Raw genomic sequence first — 22,117 nt, 5'->3', positions numbered from 1 at the left:
GTTCAAAGCCGCTATGTTTCGTGCGTTCGACATCATCTAGCCGCCATGCTTGCGACCAGATCGCTGAACCTCTCGCCCTGGATGCCGACATGTCCCCGCAGCAGGCGGCGGGCTTCCTCTCCGTCTCCGGCAAAGATCCATCGACGATGGCGCAATGTTCCGAGAAGGATGTCGACAGGCGGTTTCGTACACGCACCTTCGGGAGCCCCGAAACGCGTCGCGAGCACCATTTCGTCGAGCCGCTCACCGGGGCGGAACTCGTTGGCGGACATTCGTTTCGCTTCCCACATGCAAAAATGCAGTTCTTGTATACACAATGGTTGACGTCCGTTCGTGCACATCATGAACTCAACGCTTGGAGGAGGGCGAAAGTGAGCAACCATCTGTTCGACGCGATAAGGGCTGCCGCGCCCGCAGACGCACCGTTCATCCTGATCCCCGGCGCGCGCATATGGACCTACAACGACGCGCTCGCACTTTCCGGCCGCGTCGCCAGCGCCATGGACACGCTCGGCATTCGCCCCGGCGACCGGGTGGCGGTGCAGGTTGAGAAAAGTGCCGAAGCCTTGATCCTCTATCTTGCCTGCCTTCGAAGCGGCGCGGTCTACCTGCCGCTCAACACGGCCTATACGCTGGCAGAACTCGATTATTTTATCGGTGATGCGGAGCCGCGCCTGGTGGTCGCAGCACCCTCCGCCAGGGCTGGAATCGAGGAAATGGCGAAGGCGCATGGCGCAATCGTCGAAACGCTGGACGCCGATGGCAGCGGCTCGCTGCTTGATCTCGCCCGCGACGAGACGACCGACTTTGTCGATGCCTCGCACTCCGCGGATGACCTGGCTGCCATCCTCTATACGTCCGGAACGACGGGACGCTCCAAGGGGGCGATGCTCACGCATGGGAACCTGCTCTCGAATGCCCTGACCTTGCGCGACTACTGGCGCGTCACCGCCGGTGATCGGTTGATCCATGCCTTGCCGATCTTCCATACGCACGGGCTGTTCGTTGCCACCAATGTCACGCTGCTTGCCGGCGCCTCGATGTTCCTCATGTCGAAATTCGACGCCGACGAGGTGGTGTCATTGATGCCGCGGGCGACGATGCTGATGGGCGTGCCGACCTTCTACGTGCGTCTCCTGCAAAGTCAGCGCCTCGACAAAGAGGCGGCTGCCAGCATCCGCCTGTTCATTTCCGGATCGGCGCCGCTGCTGGCCGAAACCCATACCGAATTCCAGGCACGCACGGGTCATGCGATCCTCGAGCGCTACGGCATGACGGAAACCAACATGAATACGTCGAACCCCTATGAGGGGAAACGGATTGCTGGAACCGTCGGCTTCCCCTTGCCGGGCATAACCGTGCGGGTCACCGATCCCGCCACCGGCCGCAAGCTCGGTGCTGAGGAAATCGGGATGATAGAGATCAAGGGCCCGAACGTCTTCAAGGGCTACTGGCGCATGCCGGAGAAGACCGCGGCCGAATTCACCGCCGACGGTTTCTTCATCAGCGGCGATCTCGGCAAGATCGATCGGGATGGTTATGTCCATATTGTCGGTCGCGGGAAGGATCTGGTGATTTCGGGCGGTTACAACATCTATCCGAAAGAGGTCGAGGGTGAGATCGACCAGATCGACGGGGTGGTCGAGAGCGCTGTCATCGGCGTGCCGCATCCTGACTTCGGCGAAGGCGTGACGGCCATCGTCGTGCGCAAGCCCGGCGCGAGCGTCGATGAAAGGACCATCGTCGGAGCACTTCAGAACCGTCTTGCGCGCTACAAGCAGCCAAAGCGCATCATTTTCGCTGACGACCTGCCGCGCAACACGATGGGCAAGGTCCAGAAGAACGTCCTGCGGCAGCAATACGCCGATCTATACGCAAGGGCGTAAGGCGAACGCGTCCTCTGGGAGGAGCGGCGTGAGATTCCGGAGCAATCTCGAAACAACAACTACGGCGCGGGAGCGTCGGAGGCAGGGGAATGGTGAATATCGAACTACTGTCCATAGGCTTTCTCGTCGCTATGTTCATTATCGCGACGATCCAGCCGATCAACATGGGGGCTCTGGCATTTGCCGGCGCATTCGTGCTCGGCTCCCTGATCATCGGGATGAAACCAGCGATATATTTCGCCGGCTTCCCGAGTGATCTTTTTCTGACGCTGGTCGCCGTCACCTACCTGTTTGCCATCGCGCAGATCAACGGCACGATCGACCGGTTCGTCGAATGTGCGGTTCGCCTGGTGCGTGGGCGGATCGGCCTCATTCCCTGGGTGATGTTCCTCGTCGCCGCTGTAATCACCGGTTTCGGTGCTCTTGGGCCTGCCGCGGTCGCTATCCTTGCACCGGTGGCATTAAGCTTTGCTGTGCGGTACCGCATTCACCCGGTGATGATGAGCCTGATGGTGATCCACGGCGCGCAGGCGGGCGGTTTTTCGCCGATCAGCATTTATGGCGGCATCACAACCAGATCGTCGAGAAGGCCGGCCTGCCTTTCGCTCCGACGTCGCTGTTCCTGTCCAGCTTCTTCTTCAACCTGGCGATCGCCGTCCTGGTCTTCTTCGTCTCCGGTGGCGCGCGGGTGATGAAAAAGCAAACCGCATCGCCCGGCCCCTTGCCGGAGCTGCACCCAGAGGGCGTATCGGCGTCGATCAGGGGCCATGGCGGCACCCGCGCCAAACCGATCCGGGAGCATGCCTACGGGACGGCGGCGGATACGGCCAAGAAGTTGCGCCTGAACAACCAGAGAATGATCACCTTGGTCGGCCTGACGGCGCTCGGCATCGGCGCGCTGGTGTTCAAGTTCAACGTCGGCCTCGTCGCCATGACCGTAGCCGTCGCGCTTGCGCTGCTGTCGCCGACGACGCAGAAGGCTGCAATCGACAAGGTCAGCTGGTCGACCGTGCTGCTGATCGCCGGCATCCTCACTTATGTCGCGTCATGGAGAAGGCCGGGACGGTCGACTATGTGGCGGGTGCCATCTCCAGCCTCGGCATGTCGCTGTTGGTGGCGCTCCTGCTTTGCTTCACGGGCGCCATCGTCTCCGCCTTTGCATCCTCGACCGCGCTGCTTGGCGCCATCATCCCGCTTGCCGTTCCCTTTCTCCTGCAGGGCCACGTCAGCGCCATCGGCGTGGTGGCGGCGATCGCGATCTCGACGACGATTGTCGATACAAGCCCATTCCCCACTAACGGCGCCCATGTCGTCGCCAATGCGCCGGATGACCGGCGAGAGCAAGTGCTGCGGCAGTTGCTGATCTACAGCGCCCTGATCGCCATCATCGGCCCGATCGTCGCCTGGCTGGTGTTCGTGGTGTCAGGTCTGGTCTGACAGCGGGCCCGTTGCCAACCAAAATGCGTGCCGAGTCCTCTTCGGCACGCTTGCGACCAGCTTGCCATCAAGTCGGCCAAAGTAAACTTCGCCTTCGCCCAATACGATCGGCTAAACGGGCTACGCGATCGGCGACGCGCTCATTCCGTCTGGAAAAGCTCAAGCAGCCGACCCGCGAGGAGCTGATGCAAGTCGCCTCCAACATGGACGGCTGGAAAAACCCGCTGTTCTTCGACGGCATCAGCACGAACACCAAGGAAGGATCCGACGTCTATTCGGTCAAAGCCCTTCAGCTTACCAGTTCGACGGCCGGAAATACAAAATTCCAATAGGCGGCGTTTTGGAATTTGAAGGAACGACACACGAGTAAACTGCGAACTTCGTTAAGGGCGCCGTTTAACCTCGGCGCCCTCTCTGCTCAGCTTTCGCCCCTTGCCGATACTATCCCGATCTCGCTATCGAGACCGCCTGGATGCTGAACATGGTGTTCCGCCGGCGCCTGCGCCAGGTCGAGGGTCTCCTCGCTGCAAATAGATCGACGTTCCCGATCACACGACCCTGAGTCTGCGGGCGGGAGTTGGCAATCGAGTGCTGGGTGCGGACCTGATAAAACATCATCTGGACGAGAAGCGTGACGCCCAGATCACCTCGCGGCGTGACCCCAGAGCGACACGCGCAATGCAGCGGTGCGATAACTTGAGTTTTTCACGCGTTTTTATCTTGACAACCATGACGGGCTGCCTCCACGGATGCTGAGTTGCAATGCAGAGGCGGCCCTGCTTGCAATGCAGCACAGAGACGTTTAAATCCGCTTCGATAGATACCACTGACCGTGCGCATTCAGGAGCGCGCTTCGAAGAGAAGCCAAGTTATCGGTGGAACGAAATGCAAAAGGAATAGTTTTTCATGAGTGATCATCTGAAAATTTTTGTCGGATATGACAGCCGCGAAGACATTGCTTGGCAGGTTTGCCGCCATTCCGTGCTGCGCCACAGCGGTCCCGACACCGAAATCTACCCGCTCAAGCTGACGACACTGCGCGAACTGGGGCTTTACACCCGCGGCGCTGACGCCGCTTCAACTGAATTCTCCATCACGCGGTTCCTCACTCCCTATCTGGGAGCGCATGATGGATGGACGATCTTCGTCGATTGCGATTTTCTGTTCACGCGTGACGTCCGCGACGTTTTGAAGCATGCCAGCCGTGATAAGGCGGTCTACGTGGTTCAGCACGACTACACGCCGGCAAATACGGTCAAGATGGATGGCAAGCAACAGAGCGTCTACCCACGCAAGAACTGGTCGTCCTTCATTCTGTTCAACAACGCCCATCCCGAAGTGAAGGCGTTGACACCTGAAGTTGTAAACAACGCAGCCCCGGCGTTCCTGCATCGTTTCCAATGGCTTTCGGATGACAACCTGATCGGTGCTCTCCCGCTCGAATGGAATTTCCTCGAGGGCGAGTATCCTCGTCGCGACGAAACGCCTGCCGCAATCCACTATACCAATGGCGGTCCTTGGTTCGAGAACTGGCAGAACGTCGATTACGCAGACCTGTGGACGGCGGAACGCGATATGTACTCGGCTTCGGCGGATCGGTAAGAGCAGGGCCTGGTCGCAAATGCAAACCGTGCTCGTTACCGGTGGCGCTGGGTTTATCGGTTCCCATCTTGTTCCGCAGCTTGCTGCAGCAGGCAACCGCGTGCGTGTCCTGGACACGCTGGCACCACAGATACATGGGATGTTGACGGGACCTGCGCTTGACTGGCTTGCGAGCACTCCAGGGGTCGAGTTCGTGCGAGGCTCCGTCACGAGCGAAGCCGAGCTGAAGGCAGCTCTTGAGGGGATCACCGCCGTCGTGCACCTTTCCGCGGAGACCGGAACGGGGCAGTCGATGTACGAAATCGACCGCTACTGCCGGGAAAACGTGCAGGGTACAGCGCTTCTCATGCACCTTATTGCAAACGGCGCCGCACCCGATGTCGGGCGTGTCATCCTGGCGTCTTCGCGATCCGTCTATGGCGAGGGAGCCTACGTCTCGGCGGGTGCGAATGATGGTCCGCGCATTACGCCGTCTTCCAGGACGGCGGACGCGTTGCGGGCGGGTCGGTGGGAGCCGGTATGTCCGACAACGGGAACCGCTCTAAGTGTGGTCCCAACGCGGGAAGATGACCGCACCGCGCCGGCCTCGATCTACGCGGCCACCAAACTAATGCAGGAGGACCTCGTCAGGATTGCGTCCGAAAGTGCCGGAATCGGCCACACCATACTCCGGCTTCAAAACGTGTATGGCGAGGGACAATCGCTGAACAACCCTTACACCGGCATACTGTCCATTTTCTCCACACGCATTCGCCGCGGCCTGGAGTTGCCGATCTTCGAGGATGGCCTGGAAAGTCGTGACTTTGTTCACGTATCGGATGTCGCCGCGGCCTTCCTTGCAGCCGTCGAGGCGAAGACGCCCGCGAACTGTGTGATCAATGTTGGTTCCGGTGTAGCCACGCCGGTGATCGATATCGCACGCGCGCTCTGCCATGCGTTTGAGACGCCAGAGAATATTCGGGTAACAGGGCAGTTCCGACTGGGGGATATAAGGCATAATGTGGCTGATATACGCCGTCTGGGTGAACGACTCGGTCGCGTGCCGGCTGTTACCCTTGCGGACGGTTTGAGGCGTTTTGCAGCATGGGTCAGCAAGCAACCATTGCCGGAAGATCAGCTTGGGCGAGCAAACGAAGAGCTGGCAAGGCGAAAGATGATGGGTTAGAACCACCGGCCGATAGGTGTCATGCCGGTCTTGGTTAAAAACTTGCCGCTCGTACCGTTTTAATTTTTCACCGCTGACGCTCATTTAAGAAATTTTTTGGGAACTGCATGGCTGCTCTGTCGAAAACGGACAGATATGATCGATCTTGCTGTTGCCATAGATTTGCAAAATGACTGTTTATTTGAGCTTTATTGAAATAGCCGTTTGCGTCTGAATGGCTGACGTGGTTCGTCTGGAAGGTTCGAAAACGTGACTTTAAACCGTATAAGGCGGCAACTTACAAAGCGGATACGTTCCTGGCGCCTCGACAAAGGGAACCCGCGCGATCCCGTTACGTTCCACGTTTCCCAAGGGGACGCCCACAATGCCCGCAAGGCTTGGCCCGAAGCCATCGGGCACTACCAGAAAGCGCTTGCCCTCTCGCCGAACCTAGCGCCCATTTGGATCCAGCTTGGGCACGGCCTTCGTGAAACCGGCCAGCTTGAGCAGGCAGAGCGGTCCTATCTGCGTGCCCTGGAGATCGAACCCGACAATGCGGATGCCACATTTTTCCTGGGTGTTACGCGCTCGGAGCTGGCAAAGAGAGAAAACGGGGAAGAACAAGCGCGTCCTTCGTCGACCGTGCCGAGCGAAGCGCCCTGCGAAGCCGATGAGCCGCTTGAGTTTCGTTTCCATGCGAGGGATCTTCCCTCATCCTGGTTGCGGCCCGAAGAGCGTTCCGGGCTGGCCGGCACGTCGATATTGCGTCTTTCAGGTCACGCCGTCGGTTCAATATCTTCAGAGGTCATGCACGCGGCAGCTATTGTTCGGGCCATGCGGGCATTTCATGCAATCAGCCACCCGAATACCGCCGACGATGTTGTCTCTGTGGACAATGAGGCAGCCTTTCCAGAACTCCTTTCCGCCCCGCCGGGGCAGCGGGAAACGGGCGTGCCGTTGATTTTCGGCAATGATTCAGGCGCCGATCTGGCTGATATCTGGTTCGTCAACAGCCGGACTCTTCGGTTACGCTTCAACCGTGCAAGTCATAGTGCGTTTGTCGTACTGCGCTGCTTTCAATATGATCCCGCCGATCTTCAGCGGTTGCGGCTGCTGGCGGAACAACCGATACCTGCCGATATTGCGACTTTCGTGGATGTAACGACGGCCAATCCGTATTTTCCTCTCGGATTTGCCGTTTGCACGGAAGATGCCGAGCTCATTTCTTTCGCGCTCCTCCCATATCCTTCGCTTTGCCGGGGCGGTTTGCATTTCGGCGAGTTGCTGAGTACCGGAGGTGGCACCCCTTATCTTGGGTCACTGGAGGACGTCAGCAGCCGCTTGTTGCAAGCGGCTTTGAAGCCTGGGGGACGTCCAAGTACACGGCGCATTGAAGTCGATCTGGAGGCTGCAACCGGGACGGAACGCATTTTCGAGAGGTCTCTGCAGTTTTGGCTCCGTCAAGTGCTGGGCTTCTCGATCGTTATTGGCCAGGTCCCTCAGGCCATGGACAGAGAGGTGGTGCACTATCTGACTTCAGCAATAGGCTGCGAGCCCTTGGCGGCCCCAGGAGGCCGGAATGTCCGTTTGCGACTGTCAGCCGATGCAGTGCCATCCTTGCACTCCCTCCTAGCCGGTTGGCAAGGAAGGGCAGGGTCGTACGCCGCCCCCTTTGTCCTGGCATCGGTCGTCGACGGTCTGCCAAAGTACGTACTGTCTCCACCCTCGATTGCCGCAGGTGGGCAAACTCAGGGTGTCCAGAAGTTCCCGATTCTTGAGCTTGGAGAAGACTCGGATGGATCTTTCGCTGGGGTCGTCGACGTCACTCCACCCGTGGCCGCTATTCGCTTTTGTCGTCTTGGAAGCCCGGATGATGCGCAGCTTTTGGCCCCCCTGCCCCTTGGCGTCACGGCCAGTCGACAGGCGGGTGTTCCCGAACGGATTTTCACATCAACCGTTTCTGTCGTACATAATTTCTCCGGCGACGAAAAAGCCCTGGCTGCAATGCTCGAGGCTCTGAGCCTGCAGCAAGGTACAGATGGTCTTCAGGTCTTGGTAGCCGGCGGCGAGCGTCATGCCAGCGGTGTACGGGTGCTTCTTCAACGCTTCTTTCCTTCGCGCGGTCATTTTATCGACTGCCCGGAAGACGAGAATGAAGGAGCGTGCCTCAATCGGGCCGCTGCGCACGCTGATGGCGAGCTGATCCTCGTTATTGGCGAGACTGTCCTGCTGCACGATCCCGTCGCCATACACGCACTGGCGTCCCTTATGACGATTCCGGGGGTCTCTTCGGCGAGCTGTATTCTTATTGGACCGCAGAACATCAACAAGACAACCAGGCTTGGTTTGGTGTCATCAGGCTATTTTCCGTTTGCGGCGGCTGCTGGTACTGAAGCCATGTTCGGGAGCGGCGATATCCTCTTGAGTTTGCCGCATGCGGTCTGGCCGGCGGCTTTCAATTCCAGTCGCCTCTTTATGGTCGACAAGCAAGAATGGCAGCGCATAGGAGGGTTCGTCGGGCAACGCGCGGGTCAGGAGGAACTTGCTACCCCCTTCTGGACGAGGTCGATGGCCGAGGGACGGTCTCATGTGATCACAACGGCGGTTTCGGCAAGCCTGCTTCCCTCGGCAGAAGACGTCGTGGTTCGCGTTCAACCAGCTTCGCAGTTCCTTCCCACCATCGACGAGGCCAGTCGGCTTTCGCTCAAGATAGAGAGGCTTCTGGCGTGAAGATCTGCGTCATTGTTCCGAGCGAAAACTACCTCAGTCAGGCAGGAGCCAGGATTCGTTATACACGGATGACGGCCGCTCTTGCGGCGGCCGGCCACAGCTTGACGCTGCTGCCCATCGAAAATTTCAAAAAGATTGAGCATGAGGTCTATCTGCTGAGCAAATGCTTTGATGCCGCAGCGCTGGTTGTCGCACAGACGGTCGCGACAAGCGGCAAGATTATTGGCGTCGATCTATTCGACGACTATTTCAGTGAGCAGAAAGATAGTCGTTTTCAGCGGTTGCGTGGTTGGCTGATCGGTTGCCTGGCATGCGCGGATTTCGTCCTCTGTTCAACGCCCGTTATGCAGCGCGTCGCCGCACAATATGCCCCAGGTCTGCCGGTCCATGTGATGAATGACCCGTTTGGCCGCTATGACATCAGGACCCAGCGCCAGCATCTGGCAAGGAAGCACGCGGCTCTGTGGGCAAACGGTGTGCTGAACGTCGCTTGGTACGGGATGGGTGATAATCCCTATTTCCCTGTAGGTCTCGCCGATCTTGCGGCGTTTGCCGATGAATTGGCAGACCTGCAGGGGAGGGGCTTTGATGTCCATCTCAACATTCTGACCAATCGCCGCGCCATGACGGGTGACGCTCTGGCTGCGTTGCGCGCAATACCAGTGCCGTATGAGATCCACGAGTGGGATGAAGCCGAAGAGCAAAAGCTGCTTGCCCAGACACATGTCGTTTTCCTGCCCGTCTCTGCCCAGAATTTCAGCGTCGCGAAATCGTTGAACCGGGCCGTCACGGCGCTTTGTTCCGGCAATCAGGTGCTGTCGGCCGGCTTTCCCCTCTATAAGCCGTTTGCCGACTTCATTTATCGCGATGCCGCAAAACTCGTGAGCGATCTGAAAGCCGGCCGGCCGCGGGTGCGGGCCGAAACGCTCATGCCTCTAGATCTCCTCTTGCGCACTCACGCGGATCCCGCCGTGGAGGCGCGGGGGCTGGGATCCTTCCTGGAGACCATCGTCCACGGAAAAATAGCTCCAAGTGTGCTGTCGCCCGGGCCGTCGATTGCTCTCATTCATGGTGTCGAAAGTTCATCGTCGGCACATAAATTTGCCAAGCGAATGGGAGCGCTGTCCATCGCCAGCCCTCTGACGCCCCTCAAGGTAAATTTTGATCTGCGCTTTGACTGGAACGAGCAGCGCACCGGCCTTGATCTTCTAGTGTCGGAGGATGCCGGCAAACTGCTTGCCCCAACAACGGCCGCCAAAGCTGTGCCATACGGCAAGGTCGTGGACTTTGAGTACCGGAAAATCGGACAGGAAGACTTTCCCTTCCTGGTCTGCAGGGGAAGGGAACTCGTCGATAGCGGATCGTCGGCGGGAAAGCTGGCGGCGTATTCGTCCGTGATGTCAACAATCCGACAGGCCATGGAGGAATTGTTTCCGGACGTTTCCTGTGTCTTTTCCGAAAACTGGCGGCTGCCCTGGCCGATTTCATCCGCGCGTCTTGGAGCCCATTGATGTCCAATCCTTGTGTCGTTCTGCTCGTCAACCTGCTTCAAGACGTCAATATTTTGCGGCCTCTTGCCTTTATCGCCGCGCGGGATCTCGGCCTTGATACGCGTTTTCTCCTCACGCGCGATTTTGCCAAGCGGGACAAAGATAGTCGCTGGCAGGCGGAAATTGGCGAAATAGCCGAAATGGTCGGCGCCACCATCGACTTCGTCGAGACCGAGGGCCATGCCCTGCAGATCTTGCAGGGTCTCGCCGGTGTGATCGTAGCCGCCAGCGAATCCAATCTTTCCGGCCATCGCATCGTTCATAACATCTTCCGCCTGAAACCGCCGTCGTTCGTGGCAATCACGTTGCAGCATGGTTTCGAATGCGTCGGTTTCCTGCAAAGCCGCGACCACGATCTCGCCCATGGCCGGGAAATAACGTTTGCGGCGGATATCGTTTGCGGTTGGTCCGAACCGGAGCGCCTGACGGCGCTGGCCCCCTCGCAGCGCAACAAGCTTTGCGTGACGGGGCCGACGGCCGTGCTGCAGCAGCCTGCCCGGCAGGGGCGCGAGGCAAGAGGGATAGTCTGCGAAAACCTGCATTCGGTCAGGCTTAATATCGCGGGCAATTTCAAGGCCGATTTTGTCGATCTATTCGGGCAGTTCTGCGAAACCCTTCAGCAAGACGACAAACAGGTGGTCTTGAGGCCGCATCCTGGTGGCCAGTATGTGGTCAAAAACGATGTCTTCCTGCCGCAGAACGTTATTCTCAACAATAACCCCATCTACAAGGTGAATTTGTCCCGCTACGCGTATGGCCTATCGGCGCCGTCCTCCGTACTGATCGATATGGTGCTGGCCGGTATTCCGACCGCCGTCTGGCGCGAGGGAACAGGCATCATGGATGCGGACAACTATCAGGGATTGACAACCGTCAGCGATCTTTCGGACTGGCTTGAATTTGAAAGGGAGGCCCTGGCTCATCCCGAGCGCTTCATCGAACGGCAGGCTGGATTTCTGGAACAGCAAAAGATGCTGACCAACCGCGGCGAAGTGTACAGACGTTTTGCCGCGCTTCTCTGGTCGGCGGCCCGCCGGGTGGCGCCCACTCTGCGTCGGCCACCAGCGCCGCCCGCCGCTGAACGCCGTATCCTTTTCGTTGCCAATGCCTTCATCCCGACGCTTCAGCTCAGTTTCGTGAAACCGCTATTGCCCTTGGTTGAGGCTGAAACGATAGAGACCGAGATTCTGACCGAGGCGCAGATAAAGGATCACTTCGGATCCAACGTGAATGGCAACGCGGTTCAGCAGTGGTTAGACGAGCGGTTGGCGGCCTTCAAACCGACATTGATGGTGTTCTGCCGCTATAGCGGTCCTCATGCCGACTATCTGACGGCCCGGGCGCGCGAGAATGGCATTCCCGTTATCTTCCATATCGACGACGATCTGCTGAATATCCCGATTGAACTTGGAGAGGCCAAGCACGCTTATCACAATGATCCCAAGCGTCTGGCAGCGGTTCGGCATCTGCTTGATACCTCGGATCTCGTTTATTGCTCTAACCCGAATCTACGGAAGAGGCTGGTGGAGCAGGGGGCACGGGCTCCTCTGAATGCCGGGAAAATATACGCGTCGGGCAGCGTCATCGTGCCAGCCAAGAAGAAACCGGTCCTTAAAATGGGCTACATGGCTTCAGCTGACCATGCTCATAATCTTGAGATGATCACGCCGGCCATCGTTCAATTCCTCCGTGAGAATCCCGCAGTGAATTTCGAACTGTTCGGTTCTATTCCGAAACTGAGTGCGTTTGACGAATTCGGCGATCGTGTTACGAAATGCGCGCCCATCAGCGACTACGGAAAATTCATGGAATCTTTCGCGGAACTCGAATGGGACATCGGGATCTGCCCGCTCGTTCGTACGCCGTTCAACGTTGTGAAATCGAACACCAAATGGGTTGAATATACGTCTGTAGGGATTGCTGTGGTTGCGAGCCGTAACACTGTGTACGACGAATGTTCCGCGGATGGGTGTGGGCTGCTTGCCGATACGCATGAGGAATGGCTGGCAGCGCTCAATCTTTTGACGAGCGACCCGGATTTGCGCTATAGACAAGTCCACAAGGCGCAACTCAGATTGACGAATGAGTATTCCACCGATGCTCTGCGCGAGCAGGTGCTGTCCTTCTTCGCTGAAGCGGAAGCACTGAAAAAGGTCGGATTTGGCAAAGTTGCATAGCCGAGAGTAGACCTTCACGTCTGTGAAATGTTGCGCGTCTCTTCCCTCCCGAGGGCCGGAGAAGGCTCCAAATGGATCCCTTCCACGGAATACCGTCACTGACGTTTGGAAAGACCCTCATCGGTGGGCGGAAGGACCTAAAAGATGGCGCGAGTACTGGTGGCACGGCCCAGATTGGATTGCTCATTCAAGCGTGGGACAGTCCCTGCTGAAGAAGGCGCCCCTTTAAACAACGTGTTGTCATTGTTTGGGACTTTTATCGACAACCTCGAAAATCACTTCAAAGCATGTGGCTGGGAAGTCAGTTCGGACAAAAGGCCCCTTTGGCAATTCGAACTCGAACAGCTGCAAAAAGCCGCCAAATCGTTCGATCTGGTCTTTTTTCCCCACAAGTTGGCTAGTCAATTCCCCATAGGGCCCAATACTCTTTACTATAAAACTACCCCTATTCCGGAATTTCTGACCGTAGATCATTCGGGATGGGGTGCCTCACTTTCCTTCCTGCCGGTGGAGCCGGAATTCACACGGGAAACTCTGTCGTTCTATCGTGAGTTACAGAAACGAATCGATGCCAATCAATCCGTCTTCTCGCAGCCACCGTCGAGCCAGCATCTGTCGGCCGCTGATTATCTTCTCTTTGTCTGCCAGGTGCCGCACGACGAGACAATTCAATACCATTCCAAGGTGACCGTGGAAGAAGCCTTGGCCGCCGTCATAGCTTATGCCGAGAGGAGAGGACGCAAACTTTTGGTTAAAGGTCATCCGGCAAATCGGAAGGCGATGGCTTTGTTCAAGGCGATGACCGAAGACAGCAAGGCTGCGACCTGGGTCGATGATACCTCCATACACACCTGCCTTGCCGGCGCAGAGCGGGTCTTTATGGTCAACTCCGGTGTTGGTTTCGAAGCCATGCTCCATGGCAAGACGGTCGTGCATTTCGGGAATGCGGAATACTCCAACGTTCACTTGCGGTCTGCACCCGATGCCGATGCCATTCAGGCACTTGAGAACGAGCGTGTAAGCACGGAAACGATGGCGGCGTTCCTCCACACGTTTTTCAAAAACGCGATTCGTTACGACGATCCCGATACCTACGGCAAAGTGCTTGGCAAATACATGCGCAACCAACAGGCGACTGAACACCTTCCGCCGCCCGTAACGGGGCTATGATCGGGCGGATTGCAACGCTGCGACGTCTTTGAAAAATTGGCGATTGGCGTTGCGGCACTCATCGAGCGCGGCCGGATAGGACTGCGCGAGATCTACGAATTTTTTCCAGCTTTCCAGGCGGCAGATGACGGGGGGATGTGCGAACCTGTAGACTTTCGACATGGCCGGGATGACGACGACCCGCCGCCCGAGGAGGGTGGCCCAATAGGCGCCGTGATAGGAGTTCGTGATGACGATCTCCGCTGAGCCGAGGAAGCGGACGACCGCACCCAGATCGTCTCCCGCATTGGTCAGGCGCGGAAAGTCGCCTATCGGCAGTGGAATTCTCTTGTGCTCATAGACGCAGATCTCGGTATTCACGGGATACTCCGCATCGAAAATGTCGGACATGCAGCTTACGCACGGTACCCAGCGATGGCGTGTGCCAAAATCGCGTACACCGACGAGATCGAAGGCATCGAGATAAGCTGGAAAGTCGCCATCGTAGGGCTGCACGAAACCACCACTGCGATCGACATTCTCCGACTCGCCTATGCCCCATGCGACGAGTGTGCGCGCCTCGGCTCTCCGAGCCGCGAGTCTTTCCATATGGGGGTGAAACGTCTTTGCGATCAAGCCACCGCCGCCGACGACGACATGGGGAGCGAGCGTCAACTTTTCACTGTCCAGAATGTCGGCCTCGCCCGCCGGCAGCGAAAAATAGCGGACTGGCGCGCAGTGCCAGTCGCCAACGTTGGTCGCATCGCGGCGGAAAATATTGGAAGCCGTCATGGCGCGGTCCGGCGAGCGTCGAAGACATAGACGCGCTCTCGCCTATCTGTGCTTGGTAAGATAGCCGTCAGGTCGAAGCCGGCTGCGACGGCGGTCGATACGAGCGCCGCCGACGTCAGGGCGTTGAGCCAGCCATGAGCGGCACGATCGCGCCCCGCGTCAAGATCTGCTGGACAATAGGTTGCGATAAGACGGGACCACCGCGCCGCAAGCTTCTCCAGCAGTTTTGCCGGCTCATAGATGTATTCCAGAACACCGAGCATGGTCACGACGTTTGCATCAATGTCTGGTATCTCACCATTGTTCAGATCACATACGATTGTCCGTTCGTCTCGCGCGACGATGTCTGAGGGCTGATAGGTGATGCCGCTTTCCAGGAATTTCTCCAAATCCATCTTGCCGCAGCCGAGATCCAGGACGCCGCTCGGCGGACTGACAAGAGCGGCCACAATCTTTGCGCGCTCGGACCATGATGCCAGAAGATTGTTCCTGTTGGACCATCTCTCGAAATCGCTCGTGCGGCCGCGCACCAGGTTCTCGGTTCGTGCCCTGCGCTCGGCAGGCGCCAGGTCGCGAAACGCGCGGTTCTCCGCGTCATCGTCATCGGATCGGCCGAGACCGAGCGCCTCATCGATCTCCGAAATGCGGGCGCGGCGGCGTTGCAACAGCGTCAACGCCTGTTCGGTGCCGCTGGCGACGCTTGTCTCCCGGCTCGCCTGAAGATGCTCTATGACCGGGATGACGGGTGGCGAATAGGTCCGGTCGAACACGCGGCACATTTCAGGCGGCAGGAAATCGACTGCGAAGCCGGGAGCAGCGCCCTGCAGGTTGGCCAACACGACGTCATGCAGGCTGTGCTGGTCCCAGGCTTCGGGCTTAGTATCCTGATCGGCACACCAACGGTCCAGAAAAGCCTGCGCGCCGTCCGTATCATTGATGAGAATGGTTCCACTGATGAAATTCACACCGTGATGTCCGGCTACAGCGCAATCCCCATCATAGCCTCTGAGGTAGGGCCAGGGGTCGGCGTGAACGACGGCATCGACGTCGAGATAAAGCAGCGGTCCAGTGAGTTCGCGTCGCCGGGCAGCGAGAAAATGCGGCTTGCGACGTACATTGCCGAGCCAGTCCCCGGTGTCGTCGACCGCGGACAAGGCCACCGGCAGCCCGAGATTGGCAAGCGAGCTCATCAACCTCGTCGCTTCTCGTTCGTATCGCGTGCCGCGGGTATAGTAGGCGACAATCGTCCCCGGCCTGTCGTCAAACGCGCGCGGCGTCCTGGCTGCGAGCTGATCGAACCACGAACGCTCCGCGCCGTAGCCCCAGCCTTGAACGACATCAAACAGTTCCGGCGTCAGACGAAACTGTCGGACGAGCCGTTCCGCAGACGCTTGCGGCAGATCAGCGAAAGAGGGTGGATCGACCGCCGCCGTATTGAGTTTGGTTACCTCAGCGCCACAAATGAAGGAGCGCAGATCGTCGATCACCTTATCGGGCGACCGCAGAAGTTCGCTATGCCTGACAATAAGCATTGACGGGTTACGCTTCGCGATTCCGCGTAGTAGCGCTGCGATATGTAGAAGCCCTGGCTCGCTTAGGGTGGCGACACCGTGGTCGGCGATGTGGAGGCAATGATCAAACGAATAGCGGTAATTGCTATGCGTTCGGCCGACCTTGCTCACAAGCAGGGTTCGAGGGTCCTCGAGCAGAACGATTACGCGCACATCCTGCCTGACATCGATCACCTTGCCAACGCTCGACATGTTTCCGGGGAAGGACGAAAGGGCACCGGACTGCTGGAGTTCCGGTCGTTGGACCATGCGAGAGAGCGGCTGATCGTCGAAGAATGGAAGATTTTCCGGGATGGCTCTTCGGATCAGATCATTGAACTTCGGCATAGCTTCGAAAGGAAGCCCGAAAACCGCGATCCAAGGGGGAGATGACGTATTTTGCAATGCCGCGTCCTGTAAGTCCTGGACACTTTCGGGGCGCCCTTTTTATGCTGGCACTCCTTAACACAGCGCAATTTGGTGTCAATCTCAGCGCAGCTATTGCGCCAAGAGAGCCGTTGCCGACAGTCTCGCAGTGAGCATGCCCAAACAGTTGGTTTGCGCCCGAGAACGCGTGGCATTGCGCTGTTTTAAGCCGGCTTAAGTGCGTTGATCCCGTAGCTGGCACAGTTGATTGATAACCATCGCTCCGTAATCCGCATTGGCGTGTGTGGCATCGCCACCATAAAGGTCAGCGCGCAAAAAACCGTCGATTGTAATAGCCTCTTTCGGCGCAGGGATAAATTCCAGTCTGCTCTTGGCGCAATGCGCGGCGAGGCAAAGCATTTCCAGACGCCAGAGCTTTGCGCGTATTGCAGCCGGTGTTACGCCAGATTCCTCAACGTTGTGGCCCCGATAGTTTTTCAATTTCGAACGAATGAAATCATTGTCTCCTTTTACAGGGGGCGTTGCCAGCACCACGACCTTGGCCGTCGTTGCTTGTGTGATTTTGCGAGTGAACGTGTCGGTGCTAACGGTGGCCGCGAATTGTTGGTGGAGGGTGGAGTAAGGGACTATCTCTCGCGTCAAATCCGGTTCCACGCGGTTGCCGGGTTCGAAAAAATCAAAGGGCTGCTCATGTTGGATCAGGCCAAAGATATTGTGATAGGTTCCCATCCAGGTGATCGCGATAATATCGGATGGTCCTGTTGCTGCCGCATTTTCGATTGCTTGGGGAACGGTGATATCTCCGGGACCATCATCGCGTTTGGGATTTTTAACCCAAGCCGCGCGGAAATCGTCCAAGTCAGTCGCAGCCTTGGCTATCGCCGCAGTGTGGCTGGAACCGAGTACCAGTATCTTTCGTTCCATTGTGCTCCCCTAAACCCGGATGCAGGTAGCAGTTGGCGGGTTGAACCGCAACTGCTTGTCAAAGCGTGGCGGCCGAAGCCGCCCAGTTGTGGCATATCGCCGACTCTGATGCGGGTGTTATCCCCGGTCCAGCGCGGCCTCGTCGCATTCGACTTCGACGAAGCGGGCGGCCGCCAGTTCGAACGCAGAACGATTGGGTTCGGCGGTCTCCACCTGACGCGGTATTTCGCCCTCAAGGCTGGCAGCATGTTTTAGGAACAGACGCATCACATGCGATACACCTTCCTCCGTCACGTTGCGGAGATCCTCGGCGTAGTAGCGCCCGCGATTATATGCGCCCGTAATGATCTCGAAGGACGGGAAATAGTGAACGTTCCGATGTCCATTCGTTAGTTCCTGCGCTGCCACGCGAAGCACGGATTTGGAGTAGGTGGTTGCCGTCAACACATGTTCGTCGGCAGCAGCCGTCGCCATCAGCGGCACCGGCGAGACGGTCAACACGATTTGCGCCTGCGGGTTGATCCGAGCGATATACGCGATCACGCTTTCCATGTCGGCGATGACGTCGCCGACCGTTTGATTGTAGAACTCGTACCGGTCCGGATCGAAGGTTCCGCCCTCGACCCCGGGGCAGAGAGGAAATACAGCTCCGTCTTCGCGGGAGCGCCAGCATTCCGTCAGCCCGAGGGTGAAGACGAAAACGTCCAGGGTCTCGAACATCCGCTTTACGGCCTTGAGATGCATCCTCCGGTCCGCTTCCATTTCGGCCGCCGAGGCGAAATTGCCCGGCTGGACTGCGGGCCGAAACGGGTCGCGCACGGTGCCGTCCGCATCGATCCATGGCACTTCGACCGGGCTGAATTGCCCTTCGGCGCGCTCGATCAACTGCTTCAATTGTCTGGCTGTATAAATATTTCCATAGCGCCCGGAGAACGTGCCGTAATTGTGCGCAGTCCTGATTTCCTCTGAGATCAGCGGGTGACCCGCTTCCGCTACGTAGTAGTTGAAACCTGAAGCCTTGAGGTGACGCGCAATGTGCTGGGCGAAACAGCTTCCCGCGGTAGCGACTCGAGTTTGCGGCCCGATTTTGAGCGCAAACCTGCTCACGGGGTCCACATTCCCCATGTCCGGAGCAGCCACGGCTCGTCGCCAAAAGGCGTTATCTGGAAGCTGACGGTAGGGATGTTCCAATTTGGTCATTACTGATCTTTCTGCAACTTGTGGTCAGTTCGTCAGCATTGCTGCGATTTGATCCAGAACGAGGGCGCCATAGGCGGCATTGGCGTGGGTGGCATCGCCCGCATAGTAGGCGCGATCAAGATAACCGCCGGCGTCGCGCGTGCCCGGCGGATTAGATAGCAAGGTTACTCTCGCCTCGGAGCAAAACTTTGCCAGGGCCCTGTCTTGCAATTCCCAAAGCTTCAGGCGCAAGGGGGCGGGTGACACGCCAATATCCGCGATTCCGGCTTTTCGGAAATATGTGTCCGCACCTCCCAGGATATGCGCTTCATCTTCCTTGGGCGCTGGCGCCGAAAGACAAAACATCGGAGCAGCAGATGCCTTTGCAATACGGCAAAGCTGTCTGCCATGGCCTCGCTTAAGGTTGCCAAACATGAACGAATAAGCGGTCGCATAGGGGATCAGCTCCTCGTAGGTATCCTCCGGCAAATCGGCGAAACCCGGGATCATGATATCGAACGGCCGCGGATGGCGCATGAGCCCCATGATGTTGTATTCGTTGCCGCGGAGCGTTGTGACCAAGGCATCATCGCCGCGCAGGTCAGCAGCTGCAATCAGCAGGTCGGGCAGATCGATGTCACCGATCTTTGTACTGTTTTTTTCCGTGCTCAGCCGCAGCGCAACAAATTCGAACTCTCCCGTATGACCGGCAATTGCATCCGCGGCGGCCTTGATCGCATAGACATGACTGTCCCCAACGATCAACACCTTACGCTTCGTCATTTCCCACTCCCAAAGGCGCTCGACTGACCTTAGGCCGCGCCGACAAAGGTCGGCAAGCGAAACATGGGTCAGCATACAAGACTTCAAAGGCCTCGTTACAGCATTTTGCCAGCGGGGTCCAAGCCTTCGGTGTATCCAATTTTGGCTAAGTTTTAATTGCCATGCACAATGACTGGCTGTAACAGACGGTGCATCGTTCGTCCTCTGAAAGGCGCCACTCTTGATATTTGAACGTTTCGACATTCCCGACGTGCTTCTCGTCAAGCCCAGGAAATTTGGCGATGCGCGCGGATATTTCATGGAAACGTTCCGCCAATCGCTGTTCGAAGAACAGGCAGGCCCAGTTCGCTTCGTCCAGGATAATCAGTCGCTTTCGGCCGACGTCGGCACCGTTCGCGGTCTTCATTTCCAGCTGTTGCCACACGCGCAGGGAAAGCTTGTCAGCTGTATTGCCGGCGCAATTCTTGATGTCGCTGTCGATATTCGTGTCGGCTCACCGACGTATGGCAAGCATGTTTCTGCCGAACTGACGGCCGAGAATGGTCACCAGCTATGGGTTCCCGTCGGATTTGCCCACGGCTTTTGCACATTGGAGCCGATGACGAAAGTCAGCTATAAGGTTACGGACTATTATAGCGCCGAGCATGACCGCGGATTGCGCTGGGACGACCCGGAATTGGGTATTGACTGGCCTGTGACTGCCGGAAAAGCGGTCCTTTCCGCCAAGGATAAAAACCAGCCGGGGTTTCTCGGGCTGGATGCATATTTTACATATCAGAAGCCAATCTAACCCTCTTGGGCTGCAGAAGCCGGTAGATCTTTCAATTTCCAGATAGGCAATCAAATGCGTGTGCTTGTTACCGGAGGGGCTGGCTTCATAGGTTCAGCCGTCGTTCGCCATCTCGTCCTGAACAAGGGCTACGAAGTCCTGACGGTCGACAAGCTGACTTACGCGGGCACGTTGACGTCCCTTTCCAGCCTGGACAACCAATCCAACCATCGCTTCCTGCAGGCCGACATTTGCGACCGGCAGGCGATCGCCGAGGCGTTTGACAGCTTCCGCCCCGACCGCGTGATGCATCTGGCCGCGGAAAGCCATGTCGATCGGTCGATCACGGGAGCCGGCGACTTCGTGCAAACCAATGTGGTTGGCACGTTTACGATGCTGGATTGCGCCCGTCTCTACTGGCAATCGCTGGAGGGGTCACGGCGCGACGCCTTCCGCTTCCTTCACGTATCCACCGACGAGGTGTACGGTTCGCTCGGCGACGAAGGTCTGTTCACCGAGACCACGCCTTACGATCCAAGCTCGCCCTATTCGGCCTCCAAGGCCGCGTCCGACCATCTTGCCAAGGCGTGGGCGCGCACCTATGGCCTGCCGGTCGTGGTATCAAACTGTTCGAACAATTACGGGCCGCATCACTTCCCGGAAAAGCTCATTCCGCTCGTTATTCTCAATGCGCTCGAAGGCAAGCCGCTTCCTGTCTACGGCAACGGCGCCAATATTCGCGATTGGCTCTATGTCGAGGATCATGCAAGGGCGCTGGACCTGATCGCCGAACGCGGCGCGATCGGTGAGACCTACAATGTCGGCGGCCGCAACGAGCGGCGCAATATCGATGTTGTCACCCGCATCTGCGAACTGATGGATATCCATCATCCGCAAGGTGCGCCGCACGCGCGTCTGATCACCTATGTTACCGACCGCCCCGGGCACGATGCGCGCTACGCCATCGACGCGACCCGACTCGAGAACGAACTTGGGTGGAAGGCCGAGGAAGATTTCGACAGCGGCATCGAAAAGACGGTCAAATGGTATCTGGAGAACCGGTGGTGGTGGGAGCCGTTGCGCCACGGCTATGACGGTTCACGTCTCGGATTGCTGGATCCCGCACAAAAGAGCTCGCTATGACGGCGCGAAAACGGCTTCTGGTCACGGGGCGCGAGGGGCAGGTGGTGCGTTCGCTTCTGGAACGGACCGCCCTTCACAACGACATTGACATCCTGGTCGCCGGCCGGCCGGAATTTGATCTGAGCGCTCCCGCATCGCTTGCAACCGTGATCAAGAGCGCCCGGCCTGATCTCATTGTCTCGGCCGCGGCCTACACGGCCGTCGACCAGGCAGAGGCCGAGGAGGAATTGGCAAGGATCATCAACGCGCAGGCCGCAGGTGTGATCGCCGAGGCCGCACAGGCATTGCAGATCCCGGTCATCCACCTTTCCACAGATTATGTCTTCGACGGTAGCAAGATGTCCGCCTATGTCGAGACCGATCCTGTCGCTCCCGTCAGCGCCTATGGACGCACCAAGCTGGCTGGCGAGGAATCTGTTGCAGCGGCAACCGATAATCACGTGATTTTGCGCACTGCCTGGGTGCACAGCCCGTTCGGGAAAAATTTTCTGAAGACCATGCTCCGGCTGGGCGAAAGCCGCGACAGCGTGAATGTCGTTGCCGACCAGTTTGGTACGCCGACCTCGGCGCTCGACATCGCCGATGCGGTGATTGCGATCGCCCGAAATCTCCTGGCAAGCGGGTCGCCCGAACTCAGAGGCGTCTTCCATTTGACAAATTCTGGGCGAGCCAGCTGGGCCGATTTCGCGGAAGAGATTTTTCGGATCTCTGCGGACCTCGGTGGGCCGGTTGCAGCGGTTGGACGCATCCCGGCAAGTGAATATCCCACTCCCGCCCGGCGCCCCGCCAACTCGCAGCTCGATTGCACCAAGCTCGCTGCGGTTCACGGCGTACGGATGCCCGACTGGGCGCATTCGACCAAGACTGTAGTGACCCGCGTCGTACAGCCGCTCGCAGCTTCAATTTGACCGGAGA

At 58.1% G+C, this 22,117-nt stretch carries 17 protein-coding genes and 3 pseudogenes; 14 read left to right on the top strand and 6 right to left on the bottom strand.

Annotated elements, in window-relative coordinates; translation table 11 throughout:
- Positions 1–32 precede the first annotated feature (32 nt).
- A pseudogene (locus JNB71_RS14325) lies at positions 33–199 on the bottom strand (FCD domain-containing protein); the annotation flags it as partial.
- A gap of 172 nt (positions 200–371) precedes the next feature.
- Between JNB71_RS14325 and JNB71_RS14320 the strand changes: the two are divergent.
- From JNB71_RS14320 to JNB71_RS14280, 10 genes and pseudogenes are all read left to right on the top strand, one after another.
- A complete protein-coding gene (locus JNB71_RS14320; RefSeq protein ID WP_220372480.1) occupies positions 372–1,886 on the top strand; it encodes a malonate--CoA ligase in 1,515 nt (504 codons plus the stop codon).
- Positions 1,887–1,978: 92 nt separating this feature from the next.
- A pseudogene (locus JNB71_RS14315) lies at positions 1,979–3,323 on the top strand (SLC13 family permease).
- Positions 3,324–3,508: 185 nt separating this feature from the next.
- Entirely contained in the window at positions 3,509–3,655 is a 147-nt protein-coding gene (locus JNB71_RS24455; RefSeq protein WP_223215855.1) for a hypothetical protein, read from the top strand.
- A gap of 110 nt (positions 3,656–3,765) precedes the next feature.
- Positions 3,766–3,896: pseudogene (locus JNB71_RS24450) on the top strand (IS5/IS1182 family transposase); the annotation flags it as partial.
- A gap of 333 nt (positions 3,897–4,229) precedes the next feature.
- Positions 4,230–4,925, top strand: a complete 696-nt coding sequence (locus tag JNB71_RS14305) for a glycosyltransferase (protein ID WP_220372479.1) — start codon at positions 4,230–4,232, stop codon at positions 4,923–4,925.
- A gap of 19 nt (positions 4,926–4,944) precedes the next feature.
- Positions 4,945–6,090, top strand: coding sequence for an NAD-dependent epimerase/dehydratase family protein (locus JNB71_RS14300; protein WP_220372478.1), 1,146 nt, complete (start codon positions 4,945–4,947; stop codon positions 6,088–6,090).
- A gap of 249 nt (positions 6,091–6,339) precedes the next feature.
- Positions 6,340–8,799, top strand: a complete 2,460-nt coding sequence (locus JNB71_RS14295; RefSeq protein WP_220372477.1) for a tetratricopeptide repeat protein — start codon at positions 6,340–6,342, stop codon at positions 8,797–8,799.
- Positions 8,796–10,310: a hypothetical protein gene (locus JNB71_RS14290; RefSeq protein ID WP_220372476.1), complete on the top strand. Its 1,515-nt coding sequence runs from the start codon at positions 8,796–8,798 to the stop codon at positions 10,308–10,310. The genes JNB71_RS14295 and JNB71_RS14290 overlap by 4 nt, the downstream gene beginning before the upstream one ends.
- On the top strand, positions 10,310–12,526 hold the full coding sequence (locus tag JNB71_RS14285) for a glycosyltransferase family protein (protein WP_220372475.1): 2,217 nt from the start codon (positions 10,310–10,312) through the stop codon (positions 12,524–12,526). Before JNB71_RS14290 ends, JNB71_RS14285 begins: the two co-directional genes overlap by 1 nt.
- A 144-nt stretch (positions 12,527–12,670) precedes the next feature.
- Positions 12,671–13,696 (top strand): hypothetical protein, encoded by a 1,026-nt coding sequence (locus JNB71_RS14280; RefSeq protein WP_220372474.1) that lies wholly within the window; start codon positions 12,671–12,673, stop codon positions 13,694–13,696.
- Here the strand turns inward: JNB71_RS14280 and JNB71_RS14275 are convergent.
- Together JNB71_RS14275 and JNB71_RS14270 are read right to left on the bottom strand one after the other, a co-directional pair.
- Positions 13,691–14,467 carry a polysaccharide pyruvyl transferase family protein gene (locus JNB71_RS14275; protein WP_220372473.1) on the bottom strand — a complete coding sequence of 259 codons (777 nt, stop codon included), beginning with the start codon at positions 14,465–14,467 and terminating at the stop codon, positions 13,691–13,693. The genes JNB71_RS14280 and JNB71_RS14275 overlap by 6 nt on opposite strands.
- On the bottom strand, positions 14,464–15,999 hold the full coding sequence (locus tag JNB71_RS14270; RefSeq protein ID WP_220372472.1) for a putative nucleotide-diphospho-sugar transferase: 1,536 nt from the start codon (positions 15,997–15,999) through the stop codon (positions 14,464–14,466). Before JNB71_RS14270 ends, JNB71_RS14275 begins: the two co-directional genes overlap by 4 nt.
- A gap of 78 nt (positions 16,000–16,077) precedes the next feature.
- Here JNB71_RS14270 and JNB71_RS14265 point away from each other — a divergent pair, with 78 nt between their 5' ends.
- Positions 16,078–16,410 (top strand): hypothetical protein, encoded by a 333-nt coding sequence (locus tag JNB71_RS14265; RefSeq protein WP_220372471.1) that lies wholly within the window; start codon positions 16,078–16,080, stop codon positions 16,408–16,410.
- 207 nt (positions 16,411–16,617) lie between these two features.
- Here JNB71_RS14265 and JNB71_RS14260 read toward each other — a convergent pair whose 3' ends face one another.
- The 3 genes from JNB71_RS14260 to JNB71_RS14250 all read right to left on the bottom strand — a co-directional run bounded on the left by JNB71_RS14260 (position 16,618) and on the right by JNB71_RS14250 (position 19,290).
- On the bottom strand, positions 16,618–17,328 hold the full coding sequence (locus JNB71_RS14260) for a hypothetical protein (protein WP_220372470.1): 711 nt from the start codon (positions 17,326–17,328) through the stop codon (positions 16,618–16,620).
- A gap of 117 nt (positions 17,329–17,445) precedes the next feature.
- Positions 17,446–18,528: a GSCFA domain-containing protein gene (locus tag JNB71_RS14255; RefSeq protein ID WP_223215854.1), complete on the bottom strand. Its 1,083-nt coding sequence runs from the start codon at positions 18,526–18,528 to the stop codon at positions 17,446–17,448.
- 24 nt (positions 18,529–18,552) lie between these two features.
- Positions 18,553–19,290 (bottom strand): hypothetical protein, encoded by a 738-nt coding sequence (locus tag JNB71_RS14250; RefSeq protein WP_220372469.1) that lies wholly within the window; start codon positions 19,288–19,290, stop codon positions 18,553–18,555.
- A gap of 220 nt (positions 19,291–19,510) precedes the next feature.
- Here JNB71_RS14250 and rfbC point away from each other — a divergent pair, with 220 nt between their 5' ends.
- Genes rfbC through rfbD form a run of 3 tightly spaced genes read left to right on the top strand, consistent with a single transcriptional unit; the run spans position 19,511 to position 22,110 of the window.
- On the top strand, positions 19,511–20,080 hold the full coding sequence (rfbC, locus tag JNB71_RS14245) for a dTDP-4-dehydrorhamnose 3,5-epimerase (protein WP_220372468.1): 570 nt from the start codon (positions 19,511–19,513) through the stop codon (positions 20,078–20,080).
- 54 nt (positions 20,081–20,134) lie between these two features.
- Positions 20,135–21,202 carry a dTDP-glucose 4,6-dehydratase gene (rfbB, locus tag JNB71_RS14240; RefSeq protein ID WP_220372467.1) on the top strand — a complete coding sequence of 356 codons (1,068 nt, stop codon included), beginning with the start codon at positions 20,135–20,137 and terminating at the stop codon, positions 21,200–21,202.
- Positions 21,199–22,110, top strand: coding sequence for a dTDP-4-dehydrorhamnose reductase (gene rfbD / locus JNB71_RS14235; RefSeq protein WP_220372466.1), 912 nt, complete (start codon positions 21,199–21,201; stop codon positions 22,108–22,110). The genes rfbB and rfbD overlap by 4 nt, the downstream gene beginning before the upstream one ends.
- Positions 22,111–22,117: the final 7 nt, after the last annotated feature.

This window comes from Rhizobium herbae (assembly GCF_019511375.1).
GTDB lineage: Bacteria > Pseudomonadota > Alphaproteobacteria > Rhizobiales > Rhizobiaceae > Pararhizobium > Pararhizobium herbae_A.
The sequence above is the reverse complement of the archived record's forward strand: the minus strand, read 5'-3'. Positions and strand labels throughout refer to the sequence as shown.